We start from the raw sequence: 18,061 nt of genomic DNA, 5'->3' as shown, positions 1-18,061 counted from the left end.
AACAAAAAGAGCCCTAATCACAAAGTGATTAGAACTCGAATTTAGTTTCACCAACAACAGTTGACGAAGAGCCTAAAGAAAGGCACCCATTCCAAGAAAACTCAAGGAATGGGTGCCTTTCTTTATTAAACGGTTAAATTAATTTTTTAGTATAAATTTTAAATAAGCAACTGCCACTATAAATTGGGTTTCCACTCCTCAACTTTAACAGTCGCGTAACCAAATTACCACAAGCCAACCGTGGGTCCTACCATGTACACACCAAAAGCCATCACGACTAAACACAAACTCGTAACAGTGTACTTATACCAACCGTGCATCCGGTACTTCTTTGGCAGAGCTTTGGCTTCCAGCATCAGCAAAAGCCCCAACACAATCGGCAGCATTAATGCGTTTAATACTTGGACGAAGACTGCCATTTGAACCATCTCAACATTGGCCAGTACTAAAACTGCGCCAATCACGTGGGCCAAAATATAAATAATATAAAAGCCGGCACTTTTGCGATCAAATTTTTCGTTTAAGCTATGTTTCCAACCAAGCACTTCGGTGATTCCCCAAGTTCCCGCCAATGCGACAACTAAGGCTGCAACCAAGGCACCACCCATGATGCTGACACCAATCAGGATTTTAGCGGTATCGCTGCCGATAAACGGCCCTAAGGCAGATGCCAAATCACCCACTGAACTTAGTGAGGCATGAGAACCGGCTCGGCCAATCGTCGCAGCAAACACGACCACAAAAAGGATCATGATGCCTTGAGTCAAAAAGGTGCCAATTAACGTATCGTGCTTCGCTTTTTTTATGGCAGCCATATTCAACCGCTTATCAACCACGGCACTCTGCTGATAAAAAATCATCCAAGGCATGATAACCGCCCCAACGTTGGCAGCGACCAAATATATGTAAGATGAATGTTTCCAAGGAATCGTCATCAAGCCATTTGCCATTTCTGACAAATTAGGATGAATAAAGAAGATCGCCCCAATAAAAGCCAACTCAGCCAAGCCAACGAGCACCCCAATTTTTTCGGTTCGCCGATAACTACCGGTAAATGCCACGGCAATCAGCAAAACTGTGGCAATTGGAATCGTGATCCATTTCGAGATGCCAAATAATTCACCAACACCGGCAATGCCGACAAATTCCGTCAGTAAGGCGCCCACCGCCGAAACGGCTAATGTTCCGGCAGAAACCCACGCCCAGAATTTGCCAAAATTCTCCCGGATCAGGGCACCGTGGCCCTTGCCAGTGACAATGCCTAGCCGGACGGTCATTTCTTGGGCCATATATAGAATTGGGATCAGCAATAGTTGTGGTAATACCATCGCATACCCCCACTGAGCACCAGATTGGGCCGCAGTAATCAAACAACCGGCATCGGTATCAGCCAGCATCACAATTAGCCCCGGCCCCCAAACTTTAAGCCAACGGCCAACCTTTTCTTTGAGGTCTGTATCAAGGGTTGAATTTGTTACAGTTGTTGCTTCTTTCATAGCGTCACTCCCATCCGTTAGTGAATCCCAAGTTCCAATTTGGCTTCCCGAGACATCTTGTCAATTGACCAAGCTGGCTCCCAAACTAAATTAATCTTGACGTCCTTAACTTCATCGAAGCCCATTAATTCTTCATCAATGGCTTCGTTCAAATAATCGGTCAATGGGCAGCCAGCGATCGTTAAGGTCATCGTGACCGTACATAAGCCCTGATCATCTAATTCAACATTATAAATAAGGCCTAGATTAACAATATCAATCGTTAACTCAGGGTCAACCACGTTTTCCAAAACGGACATTGCCCGGTCTTTAAAAGATCTTTTTTCATCTACTTCACTCATTTTGTGACCTCCTATCCAATTGAGCCTTCCATCTCAAAACTAATCAGCCGGTTTAATTCCACCGCGTATTCCATCGGTAATTCCTTGGTAAAGGGTTCAACGAAACTCATGATGATCATCTCGGTGGCCTTCGCTTCAGAAATTCCCCGGCTCATCAAATAATACAGTTGCTCTTCAGAAATCTTGGAAACTTTTGCTTCGTGTTCCATTGACACATTGTTATTCAAAATTTCGTTATAGGGAATCGTATCACTCGAGGATTTGTCATCCATAATAATCGTGTCACATTCAACGTGGGCAAATGAGCCGTCTGAGTGGCGGCCAAACTTGATCTTGCCCCGATAGTCCACTGCACCGCCATCCTTAGCAATTGATTTGGAAACAACTGATGAAGATGTATTCGGCGCATTGTGAATCATTTGAGCACCAGTATCAGAATCGATATTTTTACCAGCCACCGCAATTGACAGCATCGTGCCCCGAGCACCCTCACCATTTAAATAAACGGATGGGTATTTCATGGTCACTTTGGAGCCTAAGTTCCCGTCAACCCATTCCATAATGGCCCCTTCAAGTGCCTGAGCCCGTTTGGTTTCCAAACTGTAAACGTTGTTTGACCAGTTCTGGATCGTCGTGTAGCGGCAATAAGCGTGAGGCAAAACGTTCACCTCAACCACTGCGGCATGGAGGCTATCACACTTATAAGTTGGTGCAGTACAGCCCTCAACGTATTCAACATGAGCGCCTTCGTCAACGATAATCAGGGTCCGTTCAAATTGACCTGAATTCTCGGCATTCAATCGGAAGTAGGCCTGAATTGGCGTCGTCAAGGTGACACCCTTTGGCACATAAATAAACGTACCGCCGGACCAAACTGCCGAATTTAAAGCAGCGTATTTATTATTCGTCGGCTTGATTAACTTGCCAAACCATTTCTTGAATAATTCGGGATATTTTTGCAAAGCCGTATCGGTATCCGTAAAGATGATCCCCAGCTTCTCAAACTCTTTGACCATGTTGTGGTAAACCACTTCAGACTCATATTGAGCTGAGGAGCCGGCCAAATACTTTCGTTCGGCTTCTGGTACTCCGAGCCGGTCAAACGTTGTCTTAATCTTATCAGGCACGTCATCCCAATCCCGATACTTCTTATCAGTCGCTTTTTGATAGAACTTCATATTGGCCAAATCCAGTTTCGTCAAATCTGGACCAAATGAAGGTTCTGGCATTTTAAGATAAGCGCGGTAAGCGGCCAGTCGATAATCCAACATCCACTTTGGTTCGTGCTTTTCAGCGGAAATTTGGCGAACAATTTCTTCAGTCAGACCTTTGCCGGTAGAATATACCGGCTTTACGTCATCGTGAAAGCCATATTCGTAATCCGTATCCTTTACAATTTCTGACACATCAGTCATGGGCGGTCGCTCCTTTCTCATCTAGTAATTCATCCAGTGCGTGCCAAGCAAGGGCCGCACACTTTATTCTGGCAGGGAATTCAGCAACCGAACCAACCAAGGCCGCGTCACCCAATTCATCATCATCTTTTTCGCTGACTTTTTCACCTGTAATCAAAGCTGAAAAGGCCATGATCAGTTCCCGCGCCCGTTCCACAGATTTATTCATCAGCACCGTTGTCATTAGGCTGGCAGAAGCTTGGGAAATGGTGCAACCACTGCCTGCAAATTTCAAATCAGCGATCTTATCATCGTCAATCTGAACGGAAACGCTGATCACATCCCCACAAGTTGGGTTGCGCAACTCCATCACCCCGGTTGCATCGGCCAGCTCACCGCGATTTCTAGGATGCTGGGCATGATCCAAAATCACTTCACGATATAGTTGATTTAATTTAGCTAATCCCATCGGCAAAGAACTCCTTTACTGCCGTAACCGCCTGAATAAATTTATCCGCATCAGCTTGGGTATTGTAAAAATAAAAGCTGGCCCGCGCCGTGGCGGTCACGTTCAAATATTCCATTAGTGGTTGGGCACAATGATGACCTGCTCGAACGGCAACGCCTTCCATATCCAAACCGGTTGCCACATCGTGGGGGTGCAAGCCAGCCATGTTAAAGGCCAACACGCCAGTATGCTTGTTAGGATCGTGGGGCCCGTAAACTGTGACCCCATCGACTGCTAAGAGCTTTGGGAGGGTATAGGCAACCAGTTCATGCTCATAAGCGTGAATGTTGTCCATTCCCAAGTTCGTTAAATAATCAATGGCACTTCCCAAAGCAATTGCACCACTAATATTGGGAGTTCCGGCTTCAAACTTCCAAGGTAATTCAGTCCAAGAAGCATCCTGGTGATGCACAAAGTCAATCATTTCACCACCAAATTGAACGGGTGGCATCATTTCTAACAGCGCTTGTTTGCCATAGAACACGCCAATGCCTGTTGGCGCCAGCATTTTATGACCTGAAAAAGCATAAAAGTCAACGTCCAAATCCTGAACATCAATCTTCATGTGCGGAGCAGCCTGAGCGCCATCAGCGATCATATACGCGCCGTGTTGATGGGCAATTTGAGCCAATTCCTTAATCGGATTGACCACTCCCATGACGTTGGCAGCTTGGGCAATCGCCACAATCTTGGTCTTATCGGTGATCTGGCGACGGGCACTGTCCATATCCAATTCACCGTCAGCAGTCAAATCGATATATTTTAAAGTTGCGTGTTGCTTTTGAGCAACCTGTTGCCAAGGGACAATGTTACTGTGATGTTCCAACTGAGAGATGACAATTTCATCGCCTTCATTGACCACCAAATTACCGAAACTTGAAGCAACCCAGTTCAAGCCTTCAGTAGTCGAACGGGTGTACACAATTGATTTTCGACTCGCAGCGTTAATAAATTTGGCTACCTTGTCACGGGCCGCTTCATAACTGTCGGTTGCTCGCTCAGCCAGCGTATGGACGCCCCGATGAACGTTGGCATTGTCATTTTGATAATAATTGACAATCGTCCTTAAGACTTGATTAGGCTTCTGGGTAGTTGCCGCGTTGTCTAAATAAACAAGGGGCTCGCCATTAACCTGTTGGTCTAAGATTGGAAAATCTTTTCTTGAATTATTCAGTCCCTTGTCCATTGACTAACTTCCTTTCAATCATTGCCACCATCTGGTCCCTGACTTCTACCATTGGAATGTCTGACAAAACGACGCCTAAAAATCCACGGGCAACTAATCGTTGAGCAACTTCTTTGGTTAAGCCGCGACTCATCAGATAGTACAGCTGATCCTGGTTAATCCGGCCAACACTGGCAGCGTGACCGGCAATCACATCATTTTCGTCAATTAACAAAATTGGGTTGGCATCCCCACGGGCTTTCGGCGATAACATCAATACCCGGTTCTCTTGTTGCGCCTTTGAACCATGGGCACCCTTGATAATTTTACCGATACCATTGAAAACCAATGATGACGCGCCAAGTAAAATGCCTCGCTGAAGAATGTTGCCTTCAGAGTGGGCAGCGTAGTTGGTCACCTGGGTATCGATCCCCTGCGTCTGACGGTCGGTCGAAATCGCAACCGTCTGCATTTCTGTATGAGAACCAATGCCAACTAAATCTGAATCAAAATCGGCGATCGTATTACCATCGTTGAACAGACCAATTGTCCAATCAATTCTGGCATCCTTTTCCAGATAACCACGCCGATTGATGTAAGCATGGGTCTGGGTCGCCAACGAATCCAAAGCAGAAAATTTAACGTAACTGCCATTTTCAGCAATAATTTCCACCATAATATGGGCAGGATTGGCAACTTCACCAACCGTTGCCGATCGTTGAAGAACTTTAAAACGGCTGTTTTCGCCAGCAACGATGACCGTATGGTTAATGAAATTAGTTGCTTGGCGACTATCTTGGAATTGAAGCAGGTTAATCGGATCACTAATTTCGACATCGTGAGGGACATAAAGGAATGCGCCACCGTTGATTAAAGCTGCATCCACCGCAACTAACCGATTTTCATCAAAATGAATCGATTTGGTAAACAAGTATTGTTTGACGAGATCCGGGTGTTCTTGAATGGCGGTCTGCATATCACAGAGGATCACGCCTTTTTTCTTGAGCTTGTCACTTAAGTCTAATTTGGCAACAATTTGGCCAATCGTTGCTAAGTGATAATTTTTGGCTTCTTCGGTGACTTCTTTAGGAACCGAAACATTGATACTGGGATCTGCAGCTAACTTCAATAATGGCCAACTATGGTAGTTAATTTTCGCAAACACCGGCATTTCAAGTGATTCAATTTTTTCCCATGCCCGCCGGCGTATGTCGGTCAGCCATTTGGGCTCGTTGGCGAACGTTGAACTTTTTAACAACGCCGGATTCATATCCAGAACAGCTGATTTTAGCATTCTATCGACCTCCGTTTCCTGCAGGCACATCCTCGTCAACCAGGTCGACATCCAGGCCAAATTCATCTCATAAGCCGGCATACCCCGTCTTTTCAAGTTCTTGAGCTAATGAGTCGTCTCCGGTCTTCACGATCCGGCCACCCATCACCACGTGCACTTGATCGGGATGAATATAGTTCAATAGGCGTTGGTAGTGGGTAATCATCAAGACCCCAAAGTCAGGACTCTTCATTTCATTAACCCCTTTAGAAACAACTTGCAGGGCATCAATGTCTAGGCCAGAGTCAATTTCGTCAAGGATAGCGAATTTAGGTTTGATAGTCATGAGTTGAAGAATTTCATTCCGCTTCTTCTCACCACCAGAGAAGCCTTCATTCAAATACCGTTCGGCCATATCATCTGACATGTTTAAAATACTCAAGTTTTTATCGAGTTCCTTTAAGAAGGCGCGAACTGAAATGGGATCGTCTTCTGGCCGGGTAGCATTAACCGCTGCCCGCATAAATTCTGAGTTGGTAATCCCCTTAATTTCGGCTGGGTATTGCATTGCCAGAAATAGCCCGGCGCGCGCCCGTTCATCAACCGTTTTGCCGAGCAAGCTGACGCCATCTAAGGTGACATCGCCTTGGGTGACCAAATATTTTGGATTGCCCATAATTGTTTCGGATAATGTTGACTTACCGGTTCCGTTAGGCCCCATGATGGCATGGGTTTCCCCCGTATTCATGGTTAAATTAACGCCCTTGAGAATTTCTTTGGTTGTCTTAGCCTCTTCGTCGGCCACACTGACGTGAAGATCTGTTACTTGTAATGTTGCCATGGTGGGTAATCCCCTTTCATTATGTAAATTGACAAATCAAATTCTCTAACCTGACATTTTGACGAATCGTTCAGTTTATGAGAATCATGTTAAAAATAAAATTATGTTTCATAATAGACTTCTAACCCCGATTAAGCAATAACTGATTTTTTATTCATCACATAGCTCTGCCCATTCATAGCTTTAATAACGGTAATGATAACGTTTTGGTGATCACTCAGACTAATTTCATTTTGAAATAAATTCAAAAAAGTTGTTGTTTTATCATAAAATTAGAATATTATTAAAACTATATCTGCAGAAATTACATCCAATTTGTTAAGTAGGTGAAGAAATGAGTAAACTAACGAACTCGGAGAAACTGATGTATTCTCCCAAATTTGAACATGCCGCATGTGGGATGGGCTTCATCACTCAAGTCGATGGCCATCCAAGCCATGAGCTTGTTGAAAAAGCCCTCACCATGTTACAAAGAATGAACCACCGTGGCGGAACTGGCGCAGAGCCTGACACCGGTGACGGTGCTGGGATTCTGATGGCAATGCCGGATGCCTTTTTCCGCAGTGAAATGGCAAAGGTCGACCTGACATTACCAAAGGCCGGCGATTATGCCGTTGCCCAACTATTTTTGCCGCACGACGAGCAAGAACGTGACGCAATGCTGAAAGCTGTCACTCATAAAATGGAAGAAGCTGGCTTCACAGTTCTGTGGACCCGGTCCGTGCCATTCGTCTATGAAAGTTGCGGCCCTGCTGCCCAGAAATCAATGCCAGGATTTGCCCAGGTTGTTTTGAAACGGACTTTCGAAATTAAGCCTGGCCAAGATTTTGAAGACCACTTATATGTTTTGAGACGACAACTCGAAAAAACGTTTGACCGTGAGTCGATGTATATCTGTTCGCTTTCGAGTCGGACGCTCGTCTATAAGGGGATGCTGCACGCTTATCAAGTTGGCTTATTCTTCTCAGATTTACATAATCCAAAAATGAAGAGTGCCATTTGTTTGATCCACTCCCGTTTTTCAACCAACACATTTCCAAGCTGGGATCGTGCCCAGCCATTCCGCTTCCTTGCCCATAACGGTGAAATTAACACCTTGAAGGGTGCCGAAAACTGGATGACCAGCCACGACATCGAAATATATGATGAAGACGATTCAGACTCGGCTAAATTGGAAAACTGTATGGAGTATCTTTATCGTCATGGCCGGACGATTCCCCAATCATTAATGATGATGGTTCCTGAAGCTTGGGGCAAAGGGGCTGACATGCCGAAGAAGCAACGGGCGTTTGACGAATACAACGCTTCATTTACAGCACCTTGGGATGGTCCAGCTGCCCTTTGTTTCACTGATGGGATTCAGGTTGGTGCCTTCCTTGACCGAAATGGGTTACGGCCTTCCCGTTATACCCTGACCAAAGATAACGAGTTAGTCGTTGCCTCAGAGTCCGGTGTCGTTGACGTTGCCCCTCAAGACATCGTTGATAAAGGCATCCTGTCACCGGCCCAAATGCTGCTGGTGGACACTCAGAAGGGTAAGATTTACAAATCCGATGAATTAAAGCACCAATTTTCAGAAGCTCATCCTTACGAACAATGGTTAAACGCCAATCGATTAACCCTAAACAACTTACCAGAAGTTAAATCTGAGCCTAAAGTTTCCGGTGATGACTTACAAAAATTATGGCGGCGCAACGGTTATACCCACGAAGTCATCGAAACTGCATTAATTCCAATGGCTAAAAATGGTGGTGAGCCAGTTGTTGCGATGGGTTTTGATTCCCCATTGGCAGTTTTAAGCATTAAATCCGAATCATTGTTTACCTATTTTAAACAGTCCTTTGCACAAGTGACCAACCCACCCATTGATCCATTACGAGAAAAAATTGTGATCAGTACGACCTTATTCTTAGGGCGTGACGATGACGTGACCAAGGACGTTGCTGGCAACTGCCAAAAACTGCGGATCGACAGCCCAATTTTGACTGACCAAGAATATGCCAAGATCAAAAACTTGGATTTACCTGCGTTAAAAGTGACCAAGCTTTCTCTGGCATACGATTTAACGGATACCCCTAACCGATTGGCTCACGTATTGGAACGCTTATTTAAACAGGCTGAAAATGCCATCGATAATGGGTCAACTATCTTAATTCTTTCCGACCGGCCAGTTCATGAACACCAAATGACGATTCCGGTTTTCCTAGCGGTTGCTGGCTTAAATAATTATTTGGTTCGCCAAGGTAAAGGAACCGAGGCTTCTATCGTGGTCGACACAGCTGAAGCGTGTGAAATCCACCACTTTGCCTGCTTGGTTGGTTACGGAGCCATGGCAATTCACCCATACGGTGCCTTTGCAACCTTGGCTGAACGCGGACTTGAAAAACAAATTCCGAGTTATTGTCAGGCTTCGACCAAAGGGATTATCAAGATTATGAGCCGAATGGGGATCTCAACTGTCGCCGGCTACAAAGGGGCTCAATTGTTCGAAGCAGTTGGTCTGGCTGACGAAGTGGTTGACCAGTATTTTACTGGAACCCCAACTCGAATTGCCGGTATTAACTTGAATCAAATTGAAAATGAATATTACGAGAAATATCAATCAGCTTATGACGCCCATTCAATCGACGATTTACCATCTGGTGGCAGCTTCCAATACAAAGTCGATGGTGAATACCATTTGTATAATCCAGAATCAATTTATCAATTCCAAAAAGCCGTTCGTTCGGGCAGTTATGACGAATATCAAAAATACTCGGCTCAAATGAATGCTGAAGCCCGAGAAAATCCAACGACTTTGCGTTCAATGTGGGACATCAAGCAATCCAACAATCACCCAGTGCCATTGAGTGAAGTTGAACCGGTTAGCTCAATCGTTAAACGATTTAAAGCCGGTGCCATGAGCTTTGGCGCACTTTCTCAGGAAGCCCATGAGACCATTGCAATTGCGATGAATAAGATGGGTGCCCGCAGTAACACCGGTGAAGGTGGTGAGGACCGCAGTCGCTTCCACGTTGGTAAGGATGGCCTGGATCGCAACAGTAAGATCAAACAGGTTTCAACCGCACGGTTTGGTGTCAATACAGAATATCTGATGAGTGCCGAAGAAATTCAAATCAAGATGGCGCAAGGTGCTAAGCCGGGTGAAGGTGGTCAACTCCCTGCCGGTAAGGCTTATCCTTGGGTTGCGAACATCAGAGGTTCAATCGCCGGGGTGCAGTTGATTTCGCCGCCACCTCACCATGATATTTACTCGATCGAAGATTTAAAACAGTTGATCTATGATTTGAAAGAAGTCAATCCCTACGCCACTATCAATGTGAAGTTGGTTTCTTCAACTGGTGTCGGCACGATTGCCGCTGGGGTTGTTAAGGCTGGCGCAAACACGGTGGTGATTTCCGGCTACGACGGTGGAACGGGCGCTGCACCACGAAATTCGACTCGTGACTGTGGGTTGCCGTGGGAAATGGGCTTGGCTGATGCGCACCAAACCCTGGCTTTAAACCACTTGCGCCAACGAACTACCTTGGAAGTTGATGGAAAATTATTAACGGGTCGTGATATTGCCGTTGCGATCATGTTGGGAGCCGAAGAATTCAGTTTTGCGACCCTCACAATGGTTGCCATTGGCTGTATCATGATGCGCAAATGTAACCTGAATACCTGTCCAGTTGGAATTACCACCCAGAACCCTGATTTGAGAAAACTTTATGCTGGTAAACCGGAGCACATCATTAACATGATGCACTTCTTGGCAGAAGACCTCAGAGAACAAATGGCTGCCCTGGGCTATCGAACTGTTGATCAAATGGTTGGCCACGGGGAACATTTGCAGCCCCGTTATGTGCCAGCAGGCAAAGCCAAGACTTTGAACTATGACCGAATGATCAATAAGACGATTACGATTGATCGGAAAGTCAAAGATCCATTCAAGCCAAAATACAATTGGCCTGATCTGGATGTCTTTGCCAAAGCCAGCCTTGAAAGCGGTACTTCAACGACGGTTAACCTGCCAATCAATAACACGATGCGGGCGGTTGGAACCCGGATGGGTGGTTGGATTGGTGCCCGCTTTGGCAATAATGGCTTAAAGCCTGGGTTACTTAAATACCATTACAAGGGAACTGCTGGTCAAAGCTTTGGTGCCTTCATTACCCAAGGCATGGAAGTCAAGCTGGTTGGTGAAGCCAACGATTACGTTGGTAAGGGCCTTTCCGGTGGTCGCTTGATTGTTGCTGCTCCAAAGCAAGCCCGCAACCTGTATACTCACTCCCCAATCATCGGCAACGTGGCCTGCTTCGGTGCAACTGGTGGCGAAGCTTACTTTAACGGCCGGGCCGGCGAACGTTTCTGTGTCCGTAACTCTGGTGCCAACGTCGTCGTTGAGGGTATCGGGAACAATGGTTGTGAATACATGACGGGTGGCGTAGCAGTTATCCTTGGCAGAACCGGCCGAAACTTCGCGGCTGGGATGTCCGGCGGGATTGCCTACGTTTATGATTGGAAACACGACTTTGAAAAGAACTGCAACCAAGACTTAGTCGATCTCTACCACGTTGGTGAAAATGGTGATGACAGCATTTTGAAGAAATTAATTCGTCAGCACTACACTTACACGCAATCAGAAACTGCTAAACAGATTCTTGACAATTGGGAAAATGAGAAACAAACCTTTATCAAGGTTTATCCTCGTGATTACCACAAGATGCATGATTTAATCGACAAATTTACCAAGCCGGGCGTTCCAGAAGAGCAAGTCATCGAAAAAGCCTTCTACACGGCAACTGGTCAGGAATAGGAGGAAATAATCATGGCAGATCCCAAAGGTTTTTTGAAATACCCCCGAAAAGACAATCCAATGCGCCCAATTATGCAACGGGTAAAAGACTTTAACGTGATGGAATTAGACCTCGGTGACGGTGACCGGCGTGAACAAGCCGCCCGCTGTATGAACTGTGGCATTCCCTTCTGTCACCACGGTATCTTTTATGGTGGCGGCCGGGCAGTCAGTGGTTGTCCAAACGATAACTTGATTCCCGAATGGAATGATTTGGTTTATCGCAATCGTGACCAAGCGGCATTTGAACGGTTAACGAAGACAAACTTCTTACCAGATATGACTGGTAGAGTGTGCCCTGCACCATGTGAGGCATCTTGTGTCCAAGCCTTAAATGGCCCCGGTATCACGATTCGAAATAACGAAAAATTCATTATCGAACAAGGATTTAAAAATGGTTGGGTCGTTGATTCTGGTAAACCCCTGCACCGAACCGGCAAAAAGATTGCGGTGGTGGGCAGCGGTCCAGCTGGAATTTCCGCAGCTTGGCGCTTAAATCAACTCGGTCACTCCGTTACGATTTTTGAACGCGATGATCGTTTCGGCGGCCTACTCATGTACGGAATTCCTAACATGAAGTTGCCAAAAGAAGTTGTCGAACGCCGGATTCAAACGCTGCGCGATGTCGGCATTGAATTAGTCGCCAACACTGAAGTTGGCACCGATATTTCCGCCGAGGAACTCAAGCAGAATTTTGATCGGGTTATCATTTGTACAGGTGCACGTCAAGCCCGCGATATGGATGTCGATGGTCGTGATCTTAAAGGCATCTATCAAGCGGTTGATTACTTGAAGATCGCAACCCAGTCTGTGATAGAAGACGGTCCAGCCGCAACTACCAAGCTGAAAGGCAAACACGTTGTTGTCATTGGTGGTGGCGATACTGGTAATGATTGTATCGGCACGGTTATCCGTCAGGGATGTGCTGGCATCACTCAGTTGGAAATCACGCCATCTCTACCAACCAAACGGCAAGCAAGTAACCCGTGGCCAGAGTGGCCGATGGTACAAAAGAATGGCTATGGTCAAAAGGAGGCCAGAGCATTATTTGGCGACATTACGACTTACTCGTCAACCGCCACCGCTTTCTTTGGCAATGATGGTCACGTCGAAGAAGCCGAGATTAGTAAAGTGGATCATTTCAAACCAATCGCTGGCAGCAGCAAGAAGATCAAAGCTGATTTAGTCTTATTGGCAATGGGCTTCACCGGTGCTGAACAGTGGTTGTTTGATCAGTTTAACATTACGGAAAAGAACAATAACTTCACCACCAATGACAGCCAAGTATTTGTCGCAGGTGATTGCCGGCGCGGACCCAGCCTTGTAATCTGGGGGATCCACGAAGGTAGAATGTGTGCGGAGAAGGTCAATGATTCTCTGCAGGTGTTGGCAAACACAAAGGTATAAACAGTTAAAGGCCCCCTACCATAAGTCCTAAAACAAGGACTTATGGTAGGGGGCCTTCACATGCAAACGACTATTGCTTGAAGTATTATTCTAAAAGCAAACACTTATCATCAGCTCACAGGCTTATAACTCAAGCTGTTTCTGCCGGCGAAAGATACCAGAACTACTGTATAAGATAACCGAAATACCGATCATCAGAAACGCAAATAATGAGATTGCCGAAAAACCATTAAATTGATTAAACAAAACACCGCCAACAATTCCTGCAATCGTCTCACCGAAATACATTGCCGCGTTTGATAACGAGGAGATCGTACTTCGCGCATCCTTGGCAGTACTCTGAAGCGTTGCCATAAATAGCGGGAAGATAAAACCATTGACTAAAAATGTGAAAGTAAGCAACACCTCCGCTAACCAGAAAATATGTACGAAAGGTATCACCAAATATAGCCCAATTAGGGCAAGTAATTCATATAGGAATGATCTCTGCAACCCTAACCAATCAACAATTCGACTGCCAAAGAGTGACCCCACCAGATTACCGCCACCAATCGCAATCATCGCCGTTCCCACTCCAGCAAGGGTTAGATTAAAGCTTTTTGTAAACCAGGTTGAAATAAATGTCATCACCGTGAAGGACCCGGTCTGGAAGACAAAATAGGCAAAGAGATGGCTGAGAGCCCGCTTATTGCTAAACACCTTTGTATAGGTTTTAATAAAGGAAAAATGTTCACGCTGGCCAATCTCTAATTCTGGTAAGACAAAGATCAGTAATCCTAACAGGATAACTGCCAACGTTGAAATCACAAAGAATGGCGTGTGCCACGAGACTGCGGCCAGATAGCTACCAATCGGGATTCCCACTAACTGAGATACTGACAGTCCTGCCGTCGCATATCCCATGACTTTAACGATGTCTGCTTTATCCACAACTACTGGAATAGAAGCCCAAACTTGCGGCGTCACAAATGAGGCACTAATGCCAGCTAGTAGCCGAAACAGCAGCATCAATGGGAAATTAAACGCAAATCCACATAAGAATGTCGAAATTGCAAAGGCTAATAGTCCCCAAATCATCACTTTTTTCCGATCCCGGCCATCAGAGATTGGTCCAGAAAATAACGCAAAAACCGCATATCCAATTGCGTAAGCCGAAACCATCCATCCAGAAACTGAAGTCGAGATACCATATAAATGACTGAGCGTTGGTAAAAGTGGAGAAATCAAAAATGTGTCCGTTCCAATTAAGAACATGGTTAAAAAGAAAATGAGCGAATATTTTTTCACGAGGTTACCTCTTTCTATGTGCCCTATTGAATAGCCAAACTATCAAATAAGAGCTCGGCTTGTTTTATAGTTTTATATATATCAAACAATTATTCCAAAAAAATATGCTCATCAAAGAGCACATTCATCATAAGTTTTCCAGTAAACCAGGTAATTCGGCTTCGATCTTGGCAACATTCAAGGTGACATATTTTTCCCGCCCCTGAGTTCTGGTCGTTGTGATACCAGCCTCTCGTAACGTTCTCAAATGATATGACATAGTAGATTTGTCGATTTCAACGTGTTGATTAAGTTCACCACACCCCATTTCATGGCCCACGTCATATAACATTTGAACAATCTTGTAGCGCCCAGGATCTGATAATGCAAAGAAGATTTGCTGCTTAAACTGGGTTTCACTAACATCTGGAGATAATTGTTTGATATTCATAAAACTATCATACAACTCCTTTTTATAATTGCAACCCTAAGTATTAGTTGTAACATGAGGGTGAAGAATAACTAATTTTCGTTACGGCTGATTGGAGGGGTCACCATGGGCTATCAAATGATATTCTTGATTGCATTTATGATGTTCGTCATCGCTGGCATTTTATTGAGTCAAATGAGTCCCTCAAGTTCTGCCTATCAAACGACCACCCCAACCTGGCTCCATGGTCGAACAGCCCAGTATGACATGCAGCTACCAGTATGATCCGATCGCTGGCACTGCTACGCTTCCCACCAATTTGGCTGACCATTACAAGCTTTATAAAATCGATAATGTTCCTGTCCGCTTGAATCACCAAACTGAAATGGTCGTCCCAGCCATTGAACTTAATCCCACTGATCAGCGGCTCACAAATCAATTACGCAACCCAGCAAATAATTGGTTGGAATTTCCAGAAGAAATCAAACGGGATTATTATGTCTGGACAATTGCTAACAAAGGGAAGGTCTTACTACAGGTAGAGGCTAATTCACAGTTGGTGGAGCCTTGGTGAAAAATAGCTGGTCATTATCCTAACAATCACATAAATTTGCCGAAACAAAATTTTTGTACAGATTAGTGGCCTCATCACGGAAAAATTGATACAGTTCATTTATGAATACGAGGAGGTCATACTATGAAAGTCCACAAGCAAGGAAACTCATTGGTTGTCACCGTTCCTAAAAAGTTTGGAATCAAACCAGGTACCGAAGTGATTGCCGTAAAAGGACGTAATGGCTCCTTTTACTACGTGCCAAAGATGAGCAATCCATTTGATGACCATAAGTTCCCACACATTAACGAAAAATTTAGCGACTCTTTAACGGGGCGTGAAAAAATTTAAACTAGTTTCTTTATATGTTTGACGATTTAGATGGGTTAATTTGGGCGACTCATTTTTAGAATCAAATTCCTTCTTGCTTCATGTGAAACTAGATACAATGTAAGGAAAGGAGGAGATTTCATGACAGATCGTTTAAAAGATAAAGTTGCTATCATTACCGGCGGGGTTGCCGGAATTGGTTTAGGAATTGCGGAATGCTACGTTCGTGAAGGCGCTAAAGTTGTTTTGACTGCCAACCACAATGTGGACGGTGGCAAGGCCGCTGTTGCCAAATTTGGTGCGGACAATGCCCTTTTTGTTCAACAAGATGTCTCCAAGGAAGCTGACTGGGAGAAGGTTATTCAAGCTACTGAAGATAAATTTGGCAAGGTGAACATCGTTGTTAATAACGCCGGAGTGCCACCAGTTGCGGTTCCAATTAACAAGCTTAGACTGGCCGATTGGAATCGGATCATTGCGATCAATCTTACAGGAACTTTCTTGGGCATCAAGCACGGAATGAACGCCATGCTTAAGAGCGGTGGCGGTTCGATCATCAACATTTCTTCTATCGAAGGATTTGTCGGCGTCCCAACTGGCGGTCCCTATAATGCCAGCAAAGGCGGTGTCCGGGCAATGACGAAAGCTGCTGCCTTGGATGCAACCTCCAATGACTACAATATTCGGGTTAATTCGGTTCACCCCGGATTTATCGATACCCCGATTTTGCCACGAGAATCCGTTAAGCAACTTGCTTCAATTACCCCAATGAAACACATTGGCGAACCAAAAGATATCGGTGAACTTTGCGTTTACTTAGGATCTGAAGAGTCGAAATTCGCAACCGGCTCTGAATTCGTTGTCGATGGTGGGTTTATTGCTCAATAAGCCGATGGTTAATTACAAAAAGTGGTTCATCCTAAATTGGGTGAACCATTTTTTGATCTTATTTGCTTAACGCGCCTCAAAGGGCACAGGAACAAACTATGATTTCTCTTGATTCTCAGACAAATAGTTTTTAATTGTTTGAGGGTCACTTAATATTGGCACATCGCTATTATATACTGACCTCACCAAATCAACCCTAGCCTTCTCATCATCAGCATGCTTAAACTCGATTAGTTTCTTGGTTTTGTTAGTCATGGCCAATCACTCCTTAATTAATTTCTCTCACACTACCCCGCTCCACAATCTTCGTTGGTACAAATGTTTTAACGTCTTTACCCAACACCTTATCCACACTACGAACACCAATTTCATGGAAATCCTGGGTAACACTGGTGAGTGGTGGCGTGGTAACTTCACAGATAAATGTCCCATCGATTCCAACAATCGATAGTTGGTCTGGTACCGAAATTTTCTTTTTCTGGGCCGCATTTAATAAGCCCACAGCCACCATATCACTGGCAGCAATAATCGCCGTAACATCCAGCGGAAGGAATTCTGACAGCAATCGCCTCCCTGATTCATAACTGTAATCACCCTTTTTGATCCACGCGGGATTGCTAGTCAACCCATGATCCCTCATCGCATTTTGATAACCAAGCACTCGCTGGCTCCCAGTGTGATAATCATCAATTCCGGCAAAACCAATTTGAGTATGTCCATGCCTAATGAGATACTCAGTTGCTTGATAAGCCAACTTTTTATTGTCAGAACTGATCGACAGTATCTGCTTATAGCCCAGATACAATGAGACAAAACAAAACGGGGCTCTGGATTCCCTTAACAGGTCTAAGTCCACTTCATCAGGTTCTATAGCCAACAATAAAATTCCCGATACGGAACGCTCGAGAGCAGTCGTAATGGCTTGATGCTGCATATCAGTATTTCGGTTGCCAGCATATAAAATAATCACTCTTTGCCCTAATTCATTAGCCCGCTGCTGAATCCCACTTAAGATCATATTTGAAAAATTCGTTGGCGTTGCGTTAATAATCACCGCAATTTCATCAGCTCGCTGCTTAACTAAATCCATAGCTACCGTGTTCTTACGATAACCTAATTCTTTGGCGATTTTCAAAATTTTAATTTTAGTTTGCTCGCTGTAAGTGCCATGTTTGTTTGACAGTACCCGGGAAACGGTCGCAATCGAAACATTTGCCTGCGCCGCAATGTCCTTAATTGTTGGTTTCGTTTAAATCACCCAATTTCTCCTTAATCAGTAATTCTATTATACAGCATTTCGCTCTTGAAATGAGTAAACGTTTTCTTTTGCGT

Annotated in this window: 17 protein-coding genes; 6 read left to right on the top strand and 11 right to left on the bottom strand. The window is 44.8% G+C overall.

Features of this window, described 5'->3' with window-relative positions; genetic code table 11:
* Nucleotides 1-224: 224 nt before the first annotated feature.
* The 7 genes from QUF07_RS07065 to sufC all read right to left on the bottom strand — a co-directional run bounded on the left by QUF07_RS07065 (nt 225) and on the right by sufC (nt 7,018).
* Nucleotides 225-1,496 carry an NRAMP family divalent metal transporter gene (locus QUF07_RS07065; protein WP_289427070.1) on the bottom strand — a complete coding sequence of 424 codons (1,272 nt, stop codon included), beginning with the start codon at nt 1,494-1,496 and terminating at the stop codon, nt 225-227.
* A gap of 17 nt (nt 1,497-1,513) precedes the next feature.
* Nucleotides 1,514-1,837, bottom strand: a complete 324-nt coding sequence (locus tag QUF07_RS07060) for a metal-sulfur cluster assembly factor (RefSeq protein WP_056981941.1) — start codon at nt 1,835-1,837, stop codon at nt 1,514-1,516.
* An 11-nt stretch (nt 1,838-1,848) separates the two neighbouring features.
* Nucleotides 1,849-3,252, bottom strand: coding sequence for a Fe-S cluster assembly protein SufB (gene sufB / locus QUF07_RS07055; protein WP_289427069.1), 1,404 nt, complete (start codon nt 3,250-3,252; stop codon nt 1,849-1,851).
* Entirely contained in the window at nt 3,245-3,700 is a 456-nt protein-coding gene (sufU, locus tag QUF07_RS07050; protein WP_217163785.1) for a Fe-S cluster assembly sulfur transfer protein SufU, read from the bottom strand. Before sufU ends, sufB begins: the two co-directional genes overlap by 8 nt.
* Complete coding sequence (locus QUF07_RS07045; protein ID WP_217163783.1) at nt 3,687-4,925, bottom strand: cysteine desulfurase; 1,239 nt, start codon at nt 4,923-4,925, stop codon at nt 3,687-3,689. Before QUF07_RS07045 ends, sufU begins: the two co-directional genes overlap by 14 nt.
* Entirely contained in the window at nt 4,906-6,198 is a 1,293-nt protein-coding gene (sufD, locus tag QUF07_RS07040) for a Fe-S cluster assembly protein SufD (protein ID WP_217163781.1), read from the bottom strand. Before sufD ends, QUF07_RS07045 begins: the two co-directional genes overlap by 20 nt.
* Nucleotides 6,199-6,265: 67 nt before the next feature.
* Nucleotides 6,266-7,018, bottom strand: coding sequence for a Fe-S cluster assembly ATPase SufC (gene sufC / locus QUF07_RS07035; protein ID WP_289427068.1), 753 nt, complete (start codon nt 7,016-7,018; stop codon nt 6,266-6,268).
* Nucleotides 7,019-7,352: 334 nt separating this feature from the next.
* Here sufC and gltB point away from each other — a divergent pair, with 334 nt between their 5' ends.
* The gene (gene gltB, locus QUF07_RS07030; protein WP_289427067.1) at nt 7,353-11,816 is read left to right on the top strand and encodes a glutamate synthase large subunit; all 4,464 of its coding nucleotides are present in this window, start codon (nt 7,353-7,355) and stop codon (nt 11,814-11,816) included.
* A 12-nt stretch (nt 11,817-11,828) separates the two neighbouring features.
* Nucleotides 11,829-13,262: a glutamate synthase subunit beta gene (locus QUF07_RS07025; protein WP_217163775.1), complete on the top strand. Its 1,434-nt coding sequence runs from the start codon at nt 11,829-11,831 to the stop codon at nt 13,260-13,262.
* Between the two features lie 123 nt (nt 13,263-13,385).
* Here the strand turns inward: QUF07_RS07025 and QUF07_RS07020 are convergent, their stop codons facing one another.
* Both QUF07_RS07020 and QUF07_RS07015 read right to left on the bottom strand, forming a co-directional pair.
* Nucleotides 13,386-14,549 (bottom strand): MFS transporter, encoded by a 1,164-nt coding sequence (locus QUF07_RS07020; RefSeq protein WP_289427066.1) that lies wholly within the window; start codon nt 14,547-14,549, stop codon nt 13,386-13,388.
* Nucleotides 14,550-14,676: 127 nt separating this feature from the next.
* Nucleotides 14,677-14,979, bottom strand: coding sequence for an ArsR/SmtB family transcription factor (locus QUF07_RS07015; protein ID WP_217163773.1), 303 nt, complete (start codon nt 14,977-14,979; stop codon nt 14,677-14,679).
* A 105-nt stretch (nt 14,980-15,084) separates the two neighbouring features.
* Between QUF07_RS07015 and QUF07_RS07010 the strand changes: the two genes are divergently transcribed.
* The 4 genes from QUF07_RS07010 to QUF07_RS06995 all read left to right on the top strand — a co-directional run bounded on the left by QUF07_RS07010 (nt 15,085) and on the right by QUF07_RS06995 (nt 16,729).
* Nucleotides 15,085-15,243 (top strand): hypothetical protein, encoded by a 159-nt coding sequence (locus QUF07_RS07010; protein WP_217163771.1) that lies wholly within the window; start codon nt 15,085-15,087, stop codon nt 15,241-15,243.
* Complete coding sequence (locus QUF07_RS07005; RefSeq protein ID WP_217163769.1) at nt 15,221-15,532, top strand: hypothetical protein; 312 nt, start codon at nt 15,221-15,223, stop codon at nt 15,530-15,532. The genes QUF07_RS07010 and QUF07_RS07005 overlap by 23 nt, the downstream gene beginning before the upstream one ends.
* Nucleotides 15,533-15,655: 123 nt before the next feature.
* Nucleotides 15,656-15,862, top strand: a complete 207-nt coding sequence (gene mazE, locus QUF07_RS07000; RefSeq protein ID WP_217163767.1) for a type II toxin-antitoxin system PemI/MazE family antitoxin — start codon at nt 15,656-15,658, stop codon at nt 15,860-15,862.
* A 120-nt stretch (nt 15,863-15,982) separates the two neighbouring features.
* Nucleotides 15,983-16,729, top strand: coding sequence for a glucose 1-dehydrogenase (locus QUF07_RS06995; RefSeq protein ID WP_289427065.1), 747 nt, complete (start codon nt 15,983-15,985; stop codon nt 16,727-16,729).
* 96 nt (nt 16,730-16,825) lie between these two features.
* Here QUF07_RS06995 and QUF07_RS06990 read toward each other — a convergent pair whose 3' ends face one another.
* Both QUF07_RS06990 and QUF07_RS06985 read right to left on the bottom strand, forming a co-directional pair.
* Nucleotides 16,826-16,984 carry a hypothetical protein gene (locus QUF07_RS06990; RefSeq protein ID WP_217163763.1) on the bottom strand — a complete coding sequence of 53 codons (159 nt, stop codon included), beginning with the start codon at nt 16,982-16,984 and terminating at the stop codon, nt 16,826-16,828.
* Between the two features lie 13 nt (nt 16,985-16,997).
* Nucleotides 16,998-17,957 (bottom strand): LacI family DNA-binding transcriptional regulator, encoded by a 960-nt coding sequence (locus QUF07_RS06985; RefSeq protein ID WP_289427071.1) that lies wholly within the window; start codon nt 17,955-17,957, stop codon nt 16,998-17,000.
* Nucleotides 17,958-18,061 lie beyond the last annotated feature (104 nt).

This window comes from Lentilactobacillus sp. TOM.63 (assembly GCF_030361045.1).
GTDB lineage: Bacteria > Bacillota > Bacilli > Lactobacillales > Lactobacillaceae > Lentilactobacillus > Lentilactobacillus dabitei.
Note: the sequence above shows the minus strand (reverse complement) of the source record. Positions and strands in the feature narration are given on the sequence as shown.

What these genes read in the sequence shown, in the direction of transcription:
- QUF07_RS07065 (WP_289427070.1), bottom strand. Translation starts at nt 1,496, where the DNA reads ATGAAAGAAGCAACAACTGTAACAAATTCAACCCTTGATACAGACCTC.
- QUF07_RS07060 (WP_056981941.1), bottom strand. Translation starts at nt 1,837, where the DNA reads ATGAGTGAAGTAGATGAAAAAAGATCTTTTAAAGACCGGGCAATGTCC.
- sufB (WP_289427069.1), bottom strand. Translation starts at nt 3,252, where the DNA reads ATGACTGATGTGTCAGAAATTGTAAAGGATACGGATTACGAATATGGC.
- sufU (WP_217163785.1), bottom strand. Translation starts at nt 3,700, where the DNA reads ATGGGATTAGCTAAATTAAATCAACTATATCGTGAAGTGATTTTGGAT.
- QUF07_RS07045 (WP_217163783.1), bottom strand. Translation starts at nt 4,925, where the DNA reads ATGGACAAGGGACTGAATAATTCAAGAAAAGATTTTCCAATCTTAGAC.
- sufD (WP_217163781.1), bottom strand. Translation starts at nt 6,198, where the DNA reads ATGCTAAAATCAGCTGTTCTGGATATGAATCCGGCGTTGTTAAAAAGT.
- sufC (WP_289427068.1), bottom strand. Translation starts at nt 7,018, where the DNA reads ATGGCAACATTACAAGTAACAGATCTTCACGTCAGTGTGGCCGACGAA.
- gltB (WP_289427067.1), top strand. Translation starts at nt 7,353, where the DNA reads ATGAGTAAACTAACGAACTCGGAGAAACTGATGTATTCTCCCAAATTT.
- QUF07_RS07025 (WP_217163775.1), top strand. Translation starts at nt 11,829, where the DNA reads ATGGCAGATCCCAAAGGTTTTTTGAAATACCCCCGAAAAGACAATCCA.
- QUF07_RS07015 (WP_217163773.1), bottom strand. Translation starts at nt 14,979, where the DNA reads ATGAATATCAAACAATTATCTCCAGATGTTAGTGAAACCCAGTTTAAG.
- QUF07_RS07010 (WP_217163771.1), top strand. Translation starts at nt 15,085, where the DNA reads ATGGGCTATCAAATGATATTCTTGATTGCATTTATGATGTTCGTCATC.
- QUF07_RS07005 (WP_217163769.1), top strand. Translation starts at nt 15,221, where the DNA reads ATGACATGCAGCTACCAGTATGATCCGATCGCTGGCACTGCTACGCTT.
- mazE (WP_217163767.1), top strand. Translation starts at nt 15,656, where the DNA reads ATGAAAGTCCACAAGCAAGGAAACTCATTGGTTGTCACCGTTCCTAAA.
- QUF07_RS06995 (WP_289427065.1), top strand. Translation starts at nt 15,983, where the DNA reads ATGACAGATCGTTTAAAAGATAAAGTTGCTATCATTACCGGCGGGGTT.
- QUF07_RS06990 (WP_217163763.1), bottom strand. Translation starts at nt 16,984, where the DNA reads ATGACTAACAAAACCAAGAAACTAATCGAGTTTAAGCATGCTGATGAT.